This is a genomic window from Bradyrhizobium ottawaense (assembly GCF_002278135.3).
Taxonomy (GTDB): Bacteria; Pseudomonadota; Alphaproteobacteria; order Rhizobiales; family Xanthobacteraceae; genus Bradyrhizobium; species Bradyrhizobium ottawaense.
Window position 1 is genome coordinate 2,122,244 of record NZ_CP029425.2, and the last position, 14,863, is coordinate 2,137,106.

Below are 14,863 nucleotides of genomic sequence, written 5' to 3' on the forward strand. Positions count from 1 at the left end.
TGATGACGTCGCGCGCGGACAAGCTCGGCCGGATGGTGTCGCTGGTGAAGCTCCAGCTCCGGCTGTCCGAATGGCAGCTCGCGCAGCTGCGGCAGCAGGAGCGAAGCCTGCAGGACGAGCAGGAATGGCTGGTGGGAGCCCTGAACGATGGCAAGCCGCCGGCGGGATCGTCGAGCGAATCGATCGCGCGGCGCTTGAACAGGACGAGCGTCGGTGCGCGCGAGATCCGGACGCAGGCCGCGCAGCAGCTCGACCAGGTCCGCGCCGAGAGCCGCCGCGTGAAGCAGCTCGAGCAGGTCGCGAAGGCGGCGCTGGCCGACAAGCTCCGTGACGCCGAGAAGCGCTCCCTCGAGGAGATGACGGGAATAAGCCCAGCCGTGCGCGCGTGGACGCCACGGCCAGCCAATCGGAACAAGCCATGATCGTGACCGCGACGCCCGACCTCGTTCTCGACGTCCTCGAGGCCGCCGATCCCGTGACCCAGCGCGCGGCGACCGCGAAACTCGATGCGCTGAAATCCTCCGATGCCGACTTCGCCGCAACGATGGACGCGGAGGCCGGCAAGGCGGCAGCTGCCGAGCAGTCCGCGACGAAGGTCTCCGAGGCGTCGTCGGATGCGGTGAATGGGGCCCCGGTGCGGATGATCAAGGCGCCGGCGTCGGGCGAGGTGTACCGGAAGTTCGAAGCTTTCATCCTCCAGACCTTCGTCGAGACGATGTTGCCGAAGGAATCCGAGCAGGTCTTTGGCAAGGGCACGGCCGGCGGCGTCTGGAAATCGATGCTGGCGGAGCAGCTTGGCAGCCAGCTGGCAAAGGGCAACGGCATTGGCATCGCCAAGCAGCTGGCCGCCGCCAATCCGGCGGGGCCGAACGGTGCCGGCAAGGCCGGATGATTGATCCGCGAACGGGTGACAGAAGTTGAAGGGTGAATTTCCTATGCAGGCACAAGACAGCGCGGCGGCCATGGTGATCGAGCAGCCGGTCGTGGATACCGGGGTGATGACGACGGAAGCAGCAGAAGCCGATGCGCTGCTGCCGGTGCTGCTGCCGATCATGAGCGGCGAGGCCGTGGTCGACGGCGCGGATGCGGCGAGATTGGATGAAGTGCGGGGCCTGCTGGCAGCGATCCGCCGGCTCGAAAGCATCGTCGAGGAGGAGACGGTCGCGCTCACGACGCGTCAGAAGATCGATTTCGACGACTTCAGCGCGCGGAAGAGCCGGAGCATGCTCGAATTCGTCCGCCTGATGCGGGCGCGGATGCATCTCGGCGGCGACGTCGAGGTCACCGACGAGATTCAGCGGCTGCGCGAGAAGCTCGAGCGGAATCGCTCGATCCTCGAAATGCACTACGACGCGGTGCGCGAGATCGCGGGCATCATCGTCAAGGCGATCAAGGAGGCCGAGTCGGACGGCACCTATACCGGCCGCGCAGCGCAGGACGGAAAATGATCAGACTGGTGCTGGCCGGGCTCTGGGTATGCATCCTCACCGCGGGCACGAGCTATGGCGTGGCCTATTGGAAGGAGAACGGCAGCCTGCTGCCGGCGAAGGACGAATATCTCGAGGGGCTGCAATACCAGAAGACCCGGGCTTTGAGCGTGCCCATGGTCGAGAACGGCAATGTGCAGGGCTATATCGTCGCGCGCTTCGTCTACACCGTGGAGGCGCGGACGATGCACCAGCTCAACGTTCCGCCGGAGCCGTTCGTCGTCGACGAGGCCTTTCGCAGGATCTATGCCGACGATCGTCTCGACTTCAGGAAGCTCGCCCGCTACGACCTCTCCATCCTGACGGCCGCCATCAAGCAGCGCGTCAACGAGCGGATGCAGGCTGACGTCGTCCAGGACGTCCTGGTCGAGGATTTCAATTACGTCTCCAGGGAAGAATTCCAGCAGAAGCCGTAGAGCGCGGGCTGAATAGGCGCAGCTGGTTCGTCACAAAGACGTCGTCATGCCCGGGCTTGCCCCGGGCATCCACGTTCTTGGTCCGGCGTAGCAACCCGTGGATGGCCCAAGCCCGGCCATGACGACGTGGAGACTCTTGCGCCCAATAGCTCCGATGGGATTGCCTCTTCACAAGAGGAAAACGCACCTCCATCGAGGCGCTATAGGGGGCTCATCCCACATCTCCCGCCGCCGAAAATGCAACGGCCTCTGCGATGGTGCTTCGTAGAGGCCGTTGTCTGTTCGTGGCAGGCTTGTGCCGTGTCAGTTGCCGACCGGATAGGCGGCCGGGACGGCATGCGCCCTGTTCAGGATGATGCCGACCTCGTCGAGCTCCTGCATCGGCACGTCGAGGGTGTCGCCGGCAGGGATGTCGAGGCGGTATCCGACGTAACGCCGGGCCACGATCGCGTCGAAGCCGAGGCGGTCGCGGAGTTTCTTGCGCAGCTTGCTGACGTGGCTCTCGATCACGCTCTCGTCGAAGGTGGACTCGAAGATGCCGTAGACCGCGTTGAAGATCTGCGTCTTGGTGATCCACTTGCCGTGATTGCTGACCATATATTCGAGAATGCGCAGTTCGCGGCGGGGCAGCGTGAGGGCGTGGCCCGCGATCTCGGGGTCACGGCCGTTGAAGAAGACCTGGATCCTGCTCTCGCAGGGCCTCGGCAGCTCGCCCACCCGGCGGCGCGCGATCGCGGCCGTTCGGGCAAGGATCTCGCGCAGGTGGATCGGTACGTGCACGACGTCGTCGACACCCGATTCGAACAGCTCCAGCGTGTTCTTGAGCATCTTCTGGCCGCTCATGGCGATGATGGGAGCCGAGGAACGCTTGCGCATCGCCCGCGGCAGGCTTCCGCGGGCATCGCAATCCCCGAGGAGGAAGGCGTCCACCGCTGCCAGATCCGATTCACTCGCGGATTGCAGCCAGTCCCAGAATTCCCCGGAGGAGAAGCCGATCGACGATACGCCTTCGCGAACGAGCCCTCCGACATAGCTGTTCGCGACGCTCTCGCGATCATCAACGATAATATACATCAGTCTTTCGCCCCTGTTTCGCACCTGTCGCGGCCGGCTGGTTGTTGTGATGCCCGGCTCGGCAACGATGCTGTTTGACGACATTCCTTCCCGCGAACCGTTGTTATGGTTTCGATATTCGCGGGCAGCCCTACGCATTCAGTGCCTGCGTCTCGCAGGCCTGGTACTTCAACTCGATACTGAACGCTTACTGCGTGAGGCCCGGCGGGTGTCTTACGGATCACCTCGCGGGGCGGATTGAGAAACGACCTAGAACAGTTGCGCCAAGTTGCTCATCGCGTCCGAACGCCACTGAATCTGTGTCGATCTCCTCGCCAACTGGCGAGAATCACTTGAGTAGGACCGTAACAATTGCCGATTTCCGATCAAGCGTGCGAAACAAAGCGATTGCTACGTGTGCTTGATGCTGTTGGTTGGTTTCGGGTTGTTTCTTGATATATTCAAACGCATCAGTTGATTTGGAAACTAAACTAGTTCTGCATCGTGATGGGTCTAAGGTTCCGCATCCCCGTACAATCACAGCTATTTTAGGTGGTGGGGTGGATCAGGCGTATCGAGGGGCTGTCAACCCGGGATTGACTCTCATGGGCGTGTTTCGCCGTGCGACAATTCGACTCACGTGTGGCGGCGAGACTCCAGCTTGGCGAAATCTTGGCGAGTGTGTGTCTTTCGAGTCGCACTCTCGCCACGTCCATGACGCGATTGACTCATGTGACGTCGCATCGCGCGCGATGGAAAAGTTTTCGATGCGCACGTTTCAGGCAAGCTTCGGCAAATAACGTCATCGTTCGACAGATCGAACCGAACGGAGCATTTTCACATGTTGTCCGATGGACAAGCTCGTCCCAACGCGACCACTGATGTTTCCGCAACGACGAAGCCGGCTCCCGAAGCACGCGATACGAAGGACGATACGGCGCGAGCGCCCAGGCCTGCCGCGGGCGCAAAGCGAGCGTCGGCCGCGGCAAGCGATGAAGCTCTGGCGAAGGAGGCACTCGAGGGGCTGAAACGTATTCGGGCCAAGGCGCGTCTCGACAAGATGGCGATCCCCAAGCCCGCGCCGACCGTGATCAAGCCGGCCGTGATCGTCGCCAAGCCCCCGCCGCCCCGTCCGACATGGGTTGCGCCGCTCGCGACATTGGCGGTCGCCGCCATGTTGGTGGTCTGCGCCTGCACCGGCGTGATCGCCTATCTCACCACGCAGCCCGCCCAGAACAACGTTGCAGCCAATACGGAGATCAGGAATCTGCGCGAGACCGTCGCGCATCTGCGCAAGCAGGTGTCGGGCGTGTCGGAAAATCTCGATGGCCTGCGCACCGCGGTGGATCAGTCGAGCAAGGCGACCAATGACCGTTTCGGCAGGTTCGCCGAGAATTTGGACCGTATCGAGCGGGTGAGCTCGTCCTCGACGGTGAAGCTCGACAAGCTCGCCCAAGCGCAGGTTCAGCCGCCGGCTCCGGCGCCGGCCATGGTGCAATCGCAGCCCTCGCCACAGCAAGGATCGATGGTGGCTTCGGTCGCAGCGCCCGAGTTCACGGGCTCGGTGTCTTCGTCCGAGCGCGCGCCGGCGTCGCGGAAGGTGATCAAGGGTTGGTCGGTCCGCCAGGCCTATGAAGGCATTGCGATCCTGCAGGGTCCGAACGGCGTCATCGAGGCCGTGCTGGGACAGCAGGTGCCGGGTCTTGGCCGCATCGAGGAGATCAGGAGCGAGAACGGGCGCCTGGTGGTGGAGGCGAGCGGCGGTGTCATCTATTCGTCACGTAAGGCGACGCCCTGATCGAGGGCTGTCCTCTATTGGCGGTGATGCTCGAAGCTGGTGCATAGCAGATCGACCTCCGCCTCCGCGATCGGCGAGCGGAACAGACGGCAGCTGAACTCGGCCGCTGCCTTGCTGTCGTTGGTGGTGCGCTCCTCCCGGAGGAAGATGCATCGTTTGCAAACGTCGGTGTGGTGCCGCTGCTCGGCCGCGTCCGACTGATCCAGCACGTGCCTGAAGGTGTCGCGGAAGCGGATCTTGACCTCCTCGTCGAGGACGGCAATCGCCTCGACCAGAACGCCGACGGGGTCGCGCACGAGGAACTTCTTGCCCTGCTGCGTCACGCTCAGCATCACCGAGCGCTTGTCGGTGGCCGAGCGTTTTCGCTCGATATAGCCCAGCCGCTCGAGCTCCCCGATGATGAACGAGGCGGTGCCACGCGTGGTGCCGACGTAACTCGCGAGCGCCGAAGGCGTCCGGGAAAAACGGTTGGCGCGGGAAAGGAAGCGCAGCGCCATCCACTCGCGGTCGCGCAAGCCGTGCTTGGTGCCTTCGAACCACAGGATTCGTGCGACCTGCTCCAACAGTTCAATCGATTCGCGAGCCAAATTCATTTCAATTCCAGATCGGATAAAGCTTTATTCAATTGAGCCTTGGGGTGCGCAATCTGTGTGGACGAGAATGAAGTCCTCGCGTGACCCTTCGTCCGTTGCCGGACGGCGGACCGCGTGGGGAAGAAGCTCTCTGTTTGCAGAGATGGAACTTCCGGCCGTGGAACTAGGGCGTCACAAAGAAAGTTCGAGTAAATCGCACGGCTCAAGTCCTCCGAAAATTTCAATCAAATGACGACGGCTCGCGCGTGATTGACGGTGATGTGTCGATGCGCAAGCAACATGATGTGTCATTGTGGCCACTGCGGTGCCCATTTGTTGCGGGTGAGCGTCTCGAAGGCGCACACATGCGCATCACCTGCAGCACTTGGCGGTGCGGCCGGCCGCGGGAGAACCCTCTTTTTCGGTTAATGGATGTTGCGATGCAGTGCAGCTAGACGGTTAAGTCCGGCACACGAGCGAAGCGAATGTCAGAGTGCCGTTGGGAGTCGAAACAGTCAGCGTTGTTCAACGTCCTGCAGCGTTGGCAGCCACGGTCGGCTCCTGCGTGGCGCAATCGTCGAACTTTGGCGCGATGAGCCCGATGCCCGAGATTGCGCCGGTGCAGAAACCGCACGGTCTGGCCTGAAAGCGCGCGTGCTCGCAGGCTGGTGATTTGCATCTCGCCGGCAACTATTGGCGAATGCGTCGCCCCCCGGGGATACCAGCACAGGCAGCAGCAAGGGATAGATCGATGAGCTTCGAAACTACCATGGCATCCGACGTCGTCGGGTTGACGAAAGTCGCCCCGGTCTCTCGCCGCGGGTTCATGACCGCCACCGCGGCCGTCGCCGCCGGCTACACGCTTGCGGCCGGGCCCGTGCGCGCCGAGGCGATCACGACCGACGCCAATGGCCTTCAGGTCAGCGACGCCAGGATCAAGGTCGGCTCCGAAGAGATGCCCGTCTATTTCGCCCGTCCCGCCGGCAACACCAAGGCGCCGGTGATCATCGTGGCGATGGAGATTTTCGGCCTGCACGAATATATCAAGGACGTGACGCGGCGCCTCGCCAAGCTTGGCGCGTTCGCAATCGCGCCCGACTATTACTTCCGCAAAGGCATCGATCTGACCAAGGTCGCCGAGGTCAAGGATCTGCTCCCGGTGGTCAATGCCAAGCCCGACGCGGAGCTGCTGTCCGATCTGGACGCGGTGGCGGCCTGGGCTGGATCGCAAGGCGGCGACACTGCAAAGCTTGGCATCATCGGCTTCTGCCGTGGCGGGCGCACCGTCTGGGAATATGCCGCCCATAGCAGCACGCTCAAGGCCGGCGTCGCCTTCTACGGCACCTTGGTCGACCCCGAAAATCCGTTGCTGCCGAAGAGCCCGATGCAGCTCGCCCCCGAGATGAAAGCGCCGGTGCTCGGCCTCTATGGGGGCGCCGACACCGGCATTCCCGTCGCCCAGGTCGAGCAGATGAAGGCCGCGCTCGAGCAGAACAAGAAGACGGCCGAATTCAAGATCTACCCCGAAGCGCCGCACGGCTTCCATGCCGACTACCGCGGCAGCTACCGAAAGGACGCCGCGGAAGATGCCTGGAAGCAGGCGCAGGCCTGGTTCAAGAAGTACGGCGTGTTGAGCTGACGCTGGGTCAAAACAAAAGGGCGGCCCGATCGGCCGCCCTTTTTCTTTCAGTGCGTGCCGATCTCACTTCACCATCGCACCATAGACGATGTCCTGAACCTGCTCGCGATAATACTTCCTGAGCTCGCCGGGCGCAGCCGTTCCCACCACGACCACGAGACGCTCCTTCGGGTCGCAGAAGAACTGCGTTCCGTAGGCACCGTTCCAGGTGAACTCGCCGGGATTGCCGGGGACAGACGACAGCCCTTCGCTGGTGCGAACCGCGACCGAAAGGCCGAAGCCGAAGCCGCCGCGATGCGGCTCGACATTGGCCACGTTGTTCTTGATCTCGGGGCCAAGGTGGTTGGTCGTCATGTGATGCACGGTCTTCGGACCCAGGATGCGCTGGCCGTCGAGCTCGCCGCCGTTGAGCAGCATCTGCCCGAAGCGGGCGTAGTCGCCGACCGTCGCGAACGAGCAGGCGCCGCCGCAGTCGAACTTGGTCGGGGTGTCGAGCAGCTTGATCGCCTGCGGCTTGCCCGTCAGCGGATCGTTGGCAAACGGGCGGGCGAGGCGAGGGCGTTGCGCGTCGGTCGGGTGGAAGGTCGCGTCCTTCATGCCGAGCGGCTGCCAGACATTGGCGGCGAGATACTCGCCGAGCTTCTGCTCGCTCACCTTCTCGACGACGGCGCCGAGCACGTCGATCGAGAAGCCGTATTCGAACTCGGTCGAGGGCTGATGCGCCAGCGGCAGTTTGGTGATGCGGTCGATGAACGCCTGGGTGTCACCTTCGATCGCGGGCGCGACGCCGTCAGGATATTGCCGCGCCACCGGGCTCGAACTGTCGGGCCGGCCGCCATACATCAATCCGGAGGTGTGCCGGTAGAGATCGTGGATGAAGATCGGCGAGGCCTGCGGCTCCAGCTTGAGCGAACCGTTGGTCTCGGTCACGCCGATTTTCATGTCGGAAAAGCCGGGATAGTAATCGGACAGCTTGGCCTGGAGCGGCAGCCGTCCCTGCTCCATCAGCGTCAGGCCCGCGACCGCTGCCATCGGCTTGGTCATCGAGGCCAGCGCGAAGATCGCATCGATCGGCATCGGCGTGCCCTTGTCCGGATCCAGCATGCCGTAAGCCTTGTAGTGCACGAGCTTGCCGTCGCGCGCGATGGCGACGACCGCGCCGGGGACGCGCTTGGCGGCGATCTCGCGAGCGAAGAAATTGTCGAGGCGTGCAAGGCCCTGACTGGAGAAGCCGACATCGTCGGGTTTGGCTTCGGGCAGCGGCGCGGCGATGGCCGTGCCGAATGTGATGACGGCAGTCGCCGCCGCGATCATGGCGATCGTCTTGTTCATTATGTTCCTCCCGCACGAGCTCGTTGTGTGAGGGGCTCGTTGCACGCCCAGATCACGACTGCACCGACGCGAAGTCAAGCGCGGGCAGGGCATGTCTGGGACGTGCCGGACGCGGCGGTGCCTTATCGTGCTTCGCCTGCATGCCACAACGCATCGAGGCCGCGCCGATAGGTCGGGTGGACAAGCGTGACGCCGAGCTCGCGCTTCAGTTTTGCGTTGGAGACGCGGGCGCTGCTGGCATAGAAGCTGCGGGCCATCGCCGACATCTCGGCCGTCGCGAACGCCTCTTCCGGCGGCGGCACAACGCCCATCAGTTTCGTCGCATAGGCGATCACGTCCTGCGGCGGCGCCGGCTCGTCGTCGCAGACGTTCCAGATGCCGCCGGTTCGGTGGGGAAGCGCGGCCATGATCGCGTTCGCGATGTCGTCGACATGGATGCGGTTGAAGACCTGGCCCGGCTTGATGACGCGGCGGGCTGTCCCACCCCGCAGTGTCGCCAGCGCGTTGCGGCCGGGGCCGTAGATGCCCGCAAGCCGCAGGATGGCGGCATCGTCGCGCGCCATGTCCATCCAGGCCTGCTCGGCGGCAACCCGCATGCGGGCGCGGTCGAGCGTTGCCTGCGGCGGAGTACTCTCGTCGACCCAGCCGCCGCCGTGATCGCCGTAGACGCCGATGGTGGAGAGATAGACGATCTTGCGGCGGCCCGTCGCCAGCACGTCGCCGAACGCGGCGATGGCGGGATCGCCGCTGCTACCGGGCGGGATCGATATGAGAAGGACATCGGCCTCGCGAACCTGCTCGACCGTCTCGCGTGCAGGAGGCTCGCCGGAAAAGGCATGCACCTCGATGCCGGCGAGGTCATCCCGCTTTCCGGGATCGCGCACGGTGCCGACGATATGCGAGAAGCTGCCGCCATGTTTGCGGACGAAATGCCGGGCACTATAGCCGAGGCCAAGGATGAAGAGCCGCATGCGTCTCCTGTGCAGGTCGAAAGTTCCCGTCCGCGCCGTCGCGCGTCGTTTGCTCATAAGAGATTTTTGGGTCCGGCAAAAGATATTGCGATTTGTCTCGCCTCCTGCCTCGGGCGATGTTCGCCTGTCACCGGGAGGCATCGATCATGCAGGCAGAAGCGCTCGCCTTGGTGCCGCTGGATGCCAATGAGCTGGTCCGGCGCGCGGCCGCGCTGATCTTCGACGTCGATGGCACTCTGGCCGAGACCGAGGAGCTGCATCGGCAGGCCTTCAACCATGCCTTCGCGCACCACGGTCTCGACTGGCAGTGGGACCGCGCGGTCTACAAGGACCTGCTGCGGGTGACCGGCGGCAAGGAGCGCATGCGCGCCTACCACGGAAGGCTGCGGAACGTCCCGCCGCTGCCGGACGAGGACATTGCCGCGCTTCACCGCATCAAGACCGCGCATTACGCCGAGCTGGTCGAAACCGGCTGCTGTTCCTTAAGGCCGGGCGTGATCGAGCTGCTCGCTGCGGCGAAGGCGCGCGGCCAGCGGCTTGGGATTGCGACCACGACCTCCCACGGCAACATCGATGCGCTGCTGTCGCAGGCGCTGGGGGCGGGTTGGGCTGCGCAGTTCGACGCCATCGTCGCCGGTGACGATGTCAGGCACAAGAAGCCGGCACCGGACGTCTATCTGGAAACGCTGGCGCGGCTGCAACTCGGCGCGGCCGACTGCGTGGCCATCGAGGATTCCGCCAACGGGCTGATTGCGGCCTCACGCGCCGGCATTCCGGTTCTGATAACCCGGAGCATGTTCTTCGCGGATGATGATTTTTCCGCGGCGCGGGCCGTGCTGGATGACCTGTCGGAACTCGAAAAACAACCCCATGCACAGTAGCTCACGCCCGCTTGTCCGCCGCGGTCAGTGCACGCGGTGGCTCGCTCTATCGTCTTCAGCCTGCTCGACAATCTGCGCGATCGGGCTCGATTGGTGATGCACTAGCAGCCACTCGTCGCCGACGCGGCGAAAATGGTTCGCCGCGGCCAAGGCGGTGCCGTCGACGATCTCGATGCAGAGCACGCGGGCGCTGTCGCCGTCGACGATGACCTGCGGCTCGGCGCAGACGATCTGCGGCCGCTCCGGGCTTTGCAGGATGTCGCGCCAGCTTCCGATCACCGTGGCACGCCCGATGATGGCCGGCCAACCGGGATGGATGCAGGAAATGGCGTCGTCGTCCGCCCACAGCCGTTCCATGCCGTCGAAGTCGCCGGTCGAGAACGCGGCGTAAAAGGCCGCGTTGGCGGCGATGATCTTGTTGTCCTTTGCCATCGCTCTCGGGTGGGGCAAGGACAGGCAAAAATCAAGCGCGACTTCCGTTCGACCTTGTGTCCGATTTGGACCGCAGTGCAGCATTGCCCGCTCAGTGGTCAGGCCGCGACGAGCGTCTCCACGGCCCGCCGCGCACCATCCTTGTAGAGACGGCCGAGCGCCGTGGTCACGGCCTCGCGCAGGCGCGGCTCGGACCCCAGCGGCCCGAACACCTTCTGAACCCCGAGCAGCGCAGGCGCGAGCCGCTCGGCAACGGGCCCCGCCTCGCGCGCCAGCGCGGCGAATTCGGCGGCGAGGGGATCGCGCACGTCGATGGCGCGGCCCTGCTCGTCGAGGCCGCTGACGTAGCGCATCCAGCCGGCCACCGCGAGCGCATGAGTTGCGATCGGCAGGTTCCGGGCGAGGCGGTCCTGCATCGCGCCGAGCAGCCGCTGCGGCAGCTTTTGCGAGCCGTCCATCGCGATCTGCCAGGTGCGGTGATGCAGCGCCGGATTGGCGAAGCGCTTGAGCAGCGAAGCGCGATAGGCGGCGAGATCAGTGCCGGCAGGCATCGTCAGCGTTACCGCGGCCTCTTCCATCACTTGCGCGGCCAGCCGCGCGAAGTGCGGATCATGCATGGTGTCGGCGATGGTCTCGTAGCCCGCGAGATAGCCGAGATAAGCCAGCGCGGAATGGCTGGCGTTGAGCAGCCGCAGCTTCATCAGCTCGAACGGCTTGACGTCGGCAACGAGCTCGACGCCGGCGGCGGCAAGGTCGGGCCGGCCGGCCGTGAAACGATCCTCGACCACCCATTGCGTGAACGGCTCGGTCATCACGGGCCAGGCGTCGCGCATGCCGAGTGCGTTCGCGACCGCGTCGCGGTCGGCGTCATTCGTCTCCGGCACGATGCGGTCGACCATGGTCGAGGGAAAAGCGGCATTGTCCGCGATCCACTTGCCGAGTTCCCTGGAGCGGAGCGCGGCGAACTGCGTCACGATGCGCTGCACGGTGTGGCCGTTGGCAGCGAGATTGTCGCAGCACAGCACTGTGAAGGGCGGTGCGCCTAGCGCGCGCCGGCGTGCCAGCGCCGCGACGATGAAGCCGGGCGCCGAGCGCGGCGCGTCGAAATTGTTGAGATCGTGCACGATGTCAGGATGCCGTTCATCGAGATCGCCGGTCTGCGGCGTGTGGCAATAGCCTTTCTCGGTGACCGTCAGCGAGACGATGCGAATGGCGGGATCGACCATCCGCTCGACCAGCGCCGCCGGCTTCTCGCGCGCGACGACGCTGTCGAGCAGCGCGCCGATCACGCGGTGCTCGGTGCCTTCGGCGGCACGCACGGCAACGGTGTAGAGATGATCCTGCGGGGCGAGGGCGTCGCGCGTATCCGGGCTGCGCAGGCTGGCGCCGACGATGCCCCAGGACGAGCTGCCGCTGGCAAGGCAATCGTCGATGACGACGGCCTGATGCGCGCGATGAAAGGCGCCGAGGCCGAGATGCACGATGCCGGGCGTGATGCGCGAACGGTCGTAGGCCGGGCGGCGGACGGCCGGCGGCAACCGGTCGAGATTGGCGCTGCCAAGACGCACGGAACCTGGGCGCATGGACGTCTCCCCTTGCTTTGCCGCTGCTTGACATGGCGCCCGTATCAGGTCAATGCTCCGGTCAATTGGTAAGACCAATTTTCCAAAATTGGCGGGCCGCGGGTCGAAATGCCTCGCGCGACCCTTTCGGGAGGACCAGCGTGCCGCTGGAAGCTGTGGAGGCGAGACGGCTCTATCGCCAGGTCGCCGATCAATTGCGAAGCCTGATCGACAGCGGCGAGTACGCGGTCGGCAGCCGCTTGCCGACCGAGCGCGAGCTCGCCGAGCAGCTCAAGGTGTCCAGGCCGACCGTGCGCGAAGCCTTGATTGCGCTCGAGGTCGAGGGACGCCTGCGCATCCGCGTCGGCTCCGGCATCTATGTGATCGAGCCCGCTGCCATCGCCGCGCCCGCAGCCGCCTCCGTCATCGAGGGCCCGTTCGAGCTGCTGCGCGCCCGCGAATTCCTCGAAAGCGCCATCGCCGAACAGGCCGCGCGCGTCGCGACCAAAGACGACATCGCCCGCATCGACGCCTCGCTCCTCGCGATGGAGAATGTCGAGCATCCCGGCGAAGCCTCGATGGTGCACGACCGTGCGTTTCACGTCGCGATCGCCGGCAGCCTCGGCAATGCCGTTCTGGTGCGCGTCGTCGGCGAGCTGTTCGACCAGCGCCTCAATCCCTATTTCGCGCAGCTCGCGCATTATTTCGAGAGCCCGGGCACCTGGCGCACCGCGCTCGACGAGCATCGCGCCGTGCGCGAGGCGATCGCGGCGCATGATCCGGACGCCGCGCGCGAAGCGATGCGCGCGCATCTGGCGCGCTCGCAGGAGCGCTTTGCGCAGAATTTCGGCGCCGAGAACGCGGCAGGATCATCTTCGGGGCGGGGCCGGACGGCGCGAGCACCGGCAAAGCCATCGAAACCGAAACCGGCGCCGAAGAAGAAGCAGGCCGGAGGCGGCAGCGCGCGGCGGCGATGAGATTGTACGGCCCGCATCCGTGCCGGGGCGGGTGAACAAGAAGCAGACTTGAACGATGGAGGAAAAGTCGATGTTGAAGAAAATGACGATTGCAGCAGTGATGTCCGCCGCCACGCTGTTGGCGGCCACCCAGGCCAGCGTGGCGCAGACCAAGCTCAAATGGGCCCATGTCTACGAGACCTCGGAGCCGTTCCACACCGCTTCGGTCTGGGCCGCGCAGGAGATCGGCAAGCGCACCAACGGGCGCTATGCGATCGACGTCTATCCGGCCTCGCAGCTCGGCAAGGAAGCCGACATCAACCAGGGCCTCTCGCTCGGCTCGGTCGACATCATCATCTCCGGCTCGAGCTTCGCGGCCAAGAGCTTCCCGCCGATCGGGGTGACCTACTATCCCTACACCTTCCGCGATGCCGATCATCTGCTCGCCTACACCAAGAGCGACATCTTCAAGGAGCTCGCCAAGGGCTATGAGGACAAGAGCGGCCACCACATCGTCGCGGTCACCTATTACGGCGTGCGCCAGACCTCGTCGAACAAGCCGATCAAGACTTGCGCGGACCTCAAGGGCCTGAAGATGCGCGTGCCCGACGTGCCGGCCTATCTCGCGATGCCGCGCGCCTGCGGCGCCAACACCGCGCCGATCGCCTTCGCGGAAGTCTACCTCGCGCTCCAGAACGGCACCGTCGAGGCGCAGGAGAACCCGCTGACCACGATCGAAGCCAAGAAGTTCTACGAGGTGCAGAAGCACATCGTGCTGACCGGCCACATCGTCGATCACCTCAACACGGTGGTCGCTGGCGCGCTGTGGAAGAAGCTCTCCGACGAGGACAAGAAGATCTTCACCGACGTCGCCCAGGAGGCCGCCGCCAAGGCGACCGCGGAGATCAAGCAGAACGAGGCCAAGCTGGTCGCCTTCTTCAAGGAGAAGGGCTTGAGCGTGACCGAGGTCGACAAGAACGAGTTCCGCGACACCGTGCTGAAGAACGTCGCCTTCGAGACCTTCGGCTATCGCAAGGCCGACTGGGAAAAGATCCAGGCGGTGAAGTGACGACGTAGTCGTCATCCCGGGGCGGCTCGAAGAGCCGAGCCCGGGATCTCGAGGTTCCGGGTCTGGTGCTAACGCACCATCCCGGAACGACGGAGCCAGTTTGAGGAGTCCCCCATGTCCACCGCCGAAATACACCGGCAGATCACCGCGGACGAGATCGCCCATACCTTCGAGGAGGAGGCGACGCCGAAGGTCGACCTCGGCATCTACGCGTTCGAGGACTGGGTGGCGCTCGCGATCTTCTGGGTGATGGCGCTCGCCGTCTTCCTCCAGTTCTTCACGCGCTACGTGCTCAACGACAGCTATGCCTGGACCGAGGAGATCGCGACCTATTGCCTGATCGGCGTCGTCTTCATCGGCGCCTCGATGTGCGTGCGGCTGTCGCGGCACATCCAGGTCGACCTCCTCTACCGCTATTTGCCCCACATCGTGGCGCGCGCGCTGTCGACGGTGATCGACCTGATCCGGATCGCCTTTTTCGGCTACGCCATCAAGCTGGTCTGGGTCTACATCCAGATCATCGGCGACGAGCAGATGACCACGATCAATCTTCCCAAGGACTACGTCTACTACGCCGTCCTGGCCGGCTTCGTGCTGATGTTCGTGCGCTCGGTGCAGGTGGCCATACAACATTTGCGACAGGGTTATTCGATCCTCGAACGTCCCGGCGCCTACGACGGTTTTGAAGGATAATC

The 14,863-nt window shown here is 64.4% G+C and carries 16 protein-coding genes; 10 read left to right on the forward strand and 6 right to left on the reverse strand.

Annotated elements, in window-relative coordinates; all coding sequences use genetic code 11:
* Window positions 1–2 precede the first annotated feature (2 nt).
* The 4 genes from CIT37_RS10160 to CIT37_RS10175 are packed head-to-tail and all read left to right on the forward strand — an operon-like array spanning window position 3 to window position 1,903.
* Entirely contained in the window at window positions 3–422 is a 420-nt protein-coding gene (locus CIT37_RS10160; RefSeq protein ID WP_028145725.1) for a hypothetical protein, read from the forward strand.
* On the forward strand, window positions 419–892 hold the full coding sequence (locus tag CIT37_RS10165; protein WP_028145724.1) for a rod-binding protein: 474 nt from the start codon (window positions 419–421) through the stop codon (window positions 890–892). The genes CIT37_RS10160 and CIT37_RS10165 overlap by 4 nt, the downstream gene beginning before the upstream one ends.
* Window positions 893–935: 43 nt before the next feature.
* The gene (locus CIT37_RS10170; protein ID WP_028145723.1) at window positions 936–1,448 is read left to right on the forward strand and encodes a hypothetical protein; all 513 of its coding nucleotides are present in this window, start codon (window positions 936–938) and stop codon (window positions 1,446–1,448) included.
* Window positions 1,445–1,903 carry a hypothetical protein gene (locus CIT37_RS10175; RefSeq protein WP_095425970.1) on the forward strand — a complete coding sequence of 153 codons (459 nt, stop codon included), beginning with the start codon at window positions 1,445–1,447 and terminating at the stop codon, window positions 1,901–1,903. Before CIT37_RS10170 ends, CIT37_RS10175 begins: the two co-directional genes overlap by 4 nt.
* A gap of 303 nt (window positions 1,904–2,206) precedes the next feature.
* On the opposite strand, the gene CIT37_RS10180 is transcribed toward CIT37_RS10175, so the two are convergent.
* The gene (locus CIT37_RS10180; protein ID WP_038950144.1) at window positions 2,207–2,977 is read right to left on the reverse strand and encodes a response regulator transcription factor; all 771 of its coding nucleotides are present in this window, start codon (window positions 2,975–2,977) and stop codon (window positions 2,207–2,209) included.
* Window positions 2,978–3,797: 820 nt separating this feature from the next.
* Here CIT37_RS10180 and CIT37_RS10185 point away from each other — a divergent pair.
* Window positions 3,798–4,754, forward strand: coding sequence for a hypothetical protein (locus tag CIT37_RS10185; RefSeq protein ID WP_095425971.1), 957 nt, complete (start codon window positions 3,798–3,800; stop codon window positions 4,752–4,754).
* A 14-nt stretch (window positions 4,755–4,768) separates the two neighbouring features.
* Here CIT37_RS10185 and CIT37_RS10190 read toward each other — a convergent pair whose 3' ends face one another.
* Window positions 4,769–5,347 (reverse strand): MarR family winged helix-turn-helix transcriptional regulator, encoded by a 579-nt coding sequence (locus CIT37_RS10190; RefSeq protein ID WP_095425972.1) that lies wholly within the window; start codon window positions 5,345–5,347, stop codon window positions 4,769–4,771.
* A 730-nt stretch (window positions 5,348–6,077) separates the two neighbouring features.
* Between CIT37_RS10190 and CIT37_RS10195 the strand changes: the two genes are divergently transcribed.
* Window positions 6,078–6,965, forward strand: coding sequence for a dienelactone hydrolase family protein (locus CIT37_RS10195; protein WP_095425973.1), 888 nt, complete (start codon window positions 6,078–6,080; stop codon window positions 6,963–6,965).
* Window positions 6,966–7,028: 63 nt separating this feature from the next.
* Here the strand turns inward: CIT37_RS10195 and CIT37_RS10200 are convergent, their stop codons facing one another.
* Together CIT37_RS10200 and CIT37_RS10205 are read right to left on the reverse strand one after the other, a co-directional pair.
* Complete coding sequence (locus tag CIT37_RS10200) at window positions 7,029–8,297, reverse strand: serine hydrolase domain-containing protein (RefSeq protein ID WP_095425974.1); 1,269 nt, start codon at window positions 8,295–8,297, stop codon at window positions 7,029–7,031.
* 122 nt (window positions 8,298–8,419) lie between these two features.
* Window positions 8,420–9,268 carry an SDR family oxidoreductase gene (locus CIT37_RS10205; RefSeq protein WP_095425975.1) on the reverse strand — a complete coding sequence of 283 codons (849 nt, stop codon included), beginning with the start codon at window positions 9,266–9,268 and terminating at the stop codon, window positions 8,420–8,422.
* A gap of 146 nt (window positions 9,269–9,414) precedes the next feature.
* Here CIT37_RS10205 and CIT37_RS10210 point away from each other — a divergent pair, with 146 nt between their 5' ends.
* Window positions 9,415–10,149, forward strand: a complete 735-nt coding sequence (locus tag CIT37_RS10210; protein ID WP_161966364.1) for an HAD family hydrolase — start codon at window positions 9,415–9,417, stop codon at window positions 10,147–10,149.
* Between the two features lie 24 nt (window positions 10,150–10,173).
* Here the strand turns inward: CIT37_RS10210 and CIT37_RS10215 are convergent, their stop codons facing one another.
* Complete coding sequence (locus CIT37_RS10215; RefSeq protein WP_028145714.1) at window positions 10,174–10,581, reverse strand: nuclear transport factor 2 family protein; 408 nt, start codon at window positions 10,579–10,581, stop codon at window positions 10,174–10,176.
* Window positions 10,582–10,679: 98 nt separating this feature from the next.
* Window positions 10,680–12,164, reverse strand: a complete 1,485-nt coding sequence (locus CIT37_RS10220; RefSeq protein ID WP_095425976.1) for a mannitol dehydrogenase family protein — start codon at window positions 12,162–12,164, stop codon at window positions 10,680–10,682.
* A 140-nt stretch (window positions 12,165–12,304) separates the two neighbouring features.
* Between CIT37_RS10220 and CIT37_RS10225 the strand changes: the two genes are divergently transcribed.
* From CIT37_RS10225 to CIT37_RS10235, 3 genes are all read left to right on the forward strand, one after another.
* The gene (locus CIT37_RS10225) at window positions 12,305–13,120 is read left to right on the forward strand and encodes a FadR/GntR family transcriptional regulator (protein ID WP_038950135.1); all 816 of its coding nucleotides are present in this window, start codon (window positions 12,305–12,307) and stop codon (window positions 13,118–13,120) included.
* Between the two features lie 82 nt (window positions 13,121–13,202).
* Window positions 13,203–14,168, forward strand: a complete 966-nt coding sequence (locus tag CIT37_RS10230) for a sialic acid TRAP transporter substrate-binding protein SiaP (protein ID WP_370126372.1) — start codon at window positions 13,203–13,205, stop codon at window positions 14,166–14,168.
* A gap of 114 nt (window positions 14,169–14,282) precedes the next feature.
* Complete coding sequence (locus CIT37_RS10235) at window positions 14,283–14,861, forward strand: TRAP transporter small permease (RefSeq protein ID WP_028145710.1); 579 nt, start codon at window positions 14,283–14,285, stop codon at window positions 14,859–14,861.
* Window positions 14,862–14,863 lie beyond the last annotated feature (2 nt).

Coding starts and splice junctions, on each gene's coding strand:
- CIT37_RS10230 (WP_370126372.1), top strand. CDS start 13,203: ATGACGATTGCAGCAGTGATGTCCGCCGCCACGCTGTTGGCGGCCACC.
- CIT37_RS10180 (WP_038950144.1), bottom strand. CDS start 2,977: ATGTATATTATCGTTGATGATCGCGAGAGCGTCGCGAACAGCTATGTC.
- CIT37_RS10215 (WP_028145714.1), bottom strand. CDS start 10,581: ATGGCAAAGGACAACAAGATCATCGCCGCCAACGCGGCCTTTTACGCC.
- CIT37_RS10205 (WP_095425975.1), bottom strand. CDS start 9,268: ATGCGGCTCTTCATCCTTGGCCTCGGCTATAGTGCCCGGCATTTCGTC.
- CIT37_RS10165 (WP_028145724.1), top strand. CDS start 419: ATGATCGTGACCGCGACGCCCGACCTCGTTCTCGACGTCCTCGAGGCC.
- CIT37_RS10190 (WP_095425972.1), bottom strand. CDS start 5,347: ATGAATTTGGCTCGCGAATCGATTGAACTGTTGGAGCAGGTCGCACGA.
- CIT37_RS10185 (WP_095425971.1), top strand. CDS start 3,798: ATGTTGTCCGATGGACAAGCTCGTCCCAACGCGACCACTGATGTTTCC.
- CIT37_RS10170 (WP_028145723.1), top strand. CDS start 936: ATGCAGGCACAAGACAGCGCGGCGGCCATGGTGATCGAGCAGCCGGTC.
- CIT37_RS10195 (WP_095425973.1), top strand. CDS start 6,078: ATGAGCTTCGAAACTACCATGGCATCCGACGTCGTCGGGTTGACGAAA.
- CIT37_RS10235 (WP_028145710.1), top strand. CDS start 14,283: ATGTCCACCGCCGAAATACACCGGCAGATCACCGCGGACGAGATCGCC.
- CIT37_RS10200 (WP_095425974.1), bottom strand. CDS start 8,297: ATGAACAAGACGATCGCCATGATCGCGGCGGCGACTGCCGTCATCACA.
- CIT37_RS10220 (WP_095425976.1), bottom strand. CDS start 12,164: ATGCGCCCAGGTTCCGTGCGTCTTGGCAGCGCCAATCTCGACCGGTTG.
- CIT37_RS10210 (WP_161966364.1), top strand. CDS start 9,415: ATGCAGGCAGAAGCGCTCGCCTTGGTGCCGCTGGATGCCAATGAGCTG.
- CIT37_RS10175 (WP_095425970.1), top strand. CDS start 1,445: ATGATCAGACTGGTGCTGGCCGGGCTCTGGGTATGCATCCTCACCGCG.
- CIT37_RS10160 (WP_028145725.1), top strand. CDS start 3: ATGACGTCGCGCGCGGACAAGCTCGGCCGGATGGTGTCGCTGGTGAAG.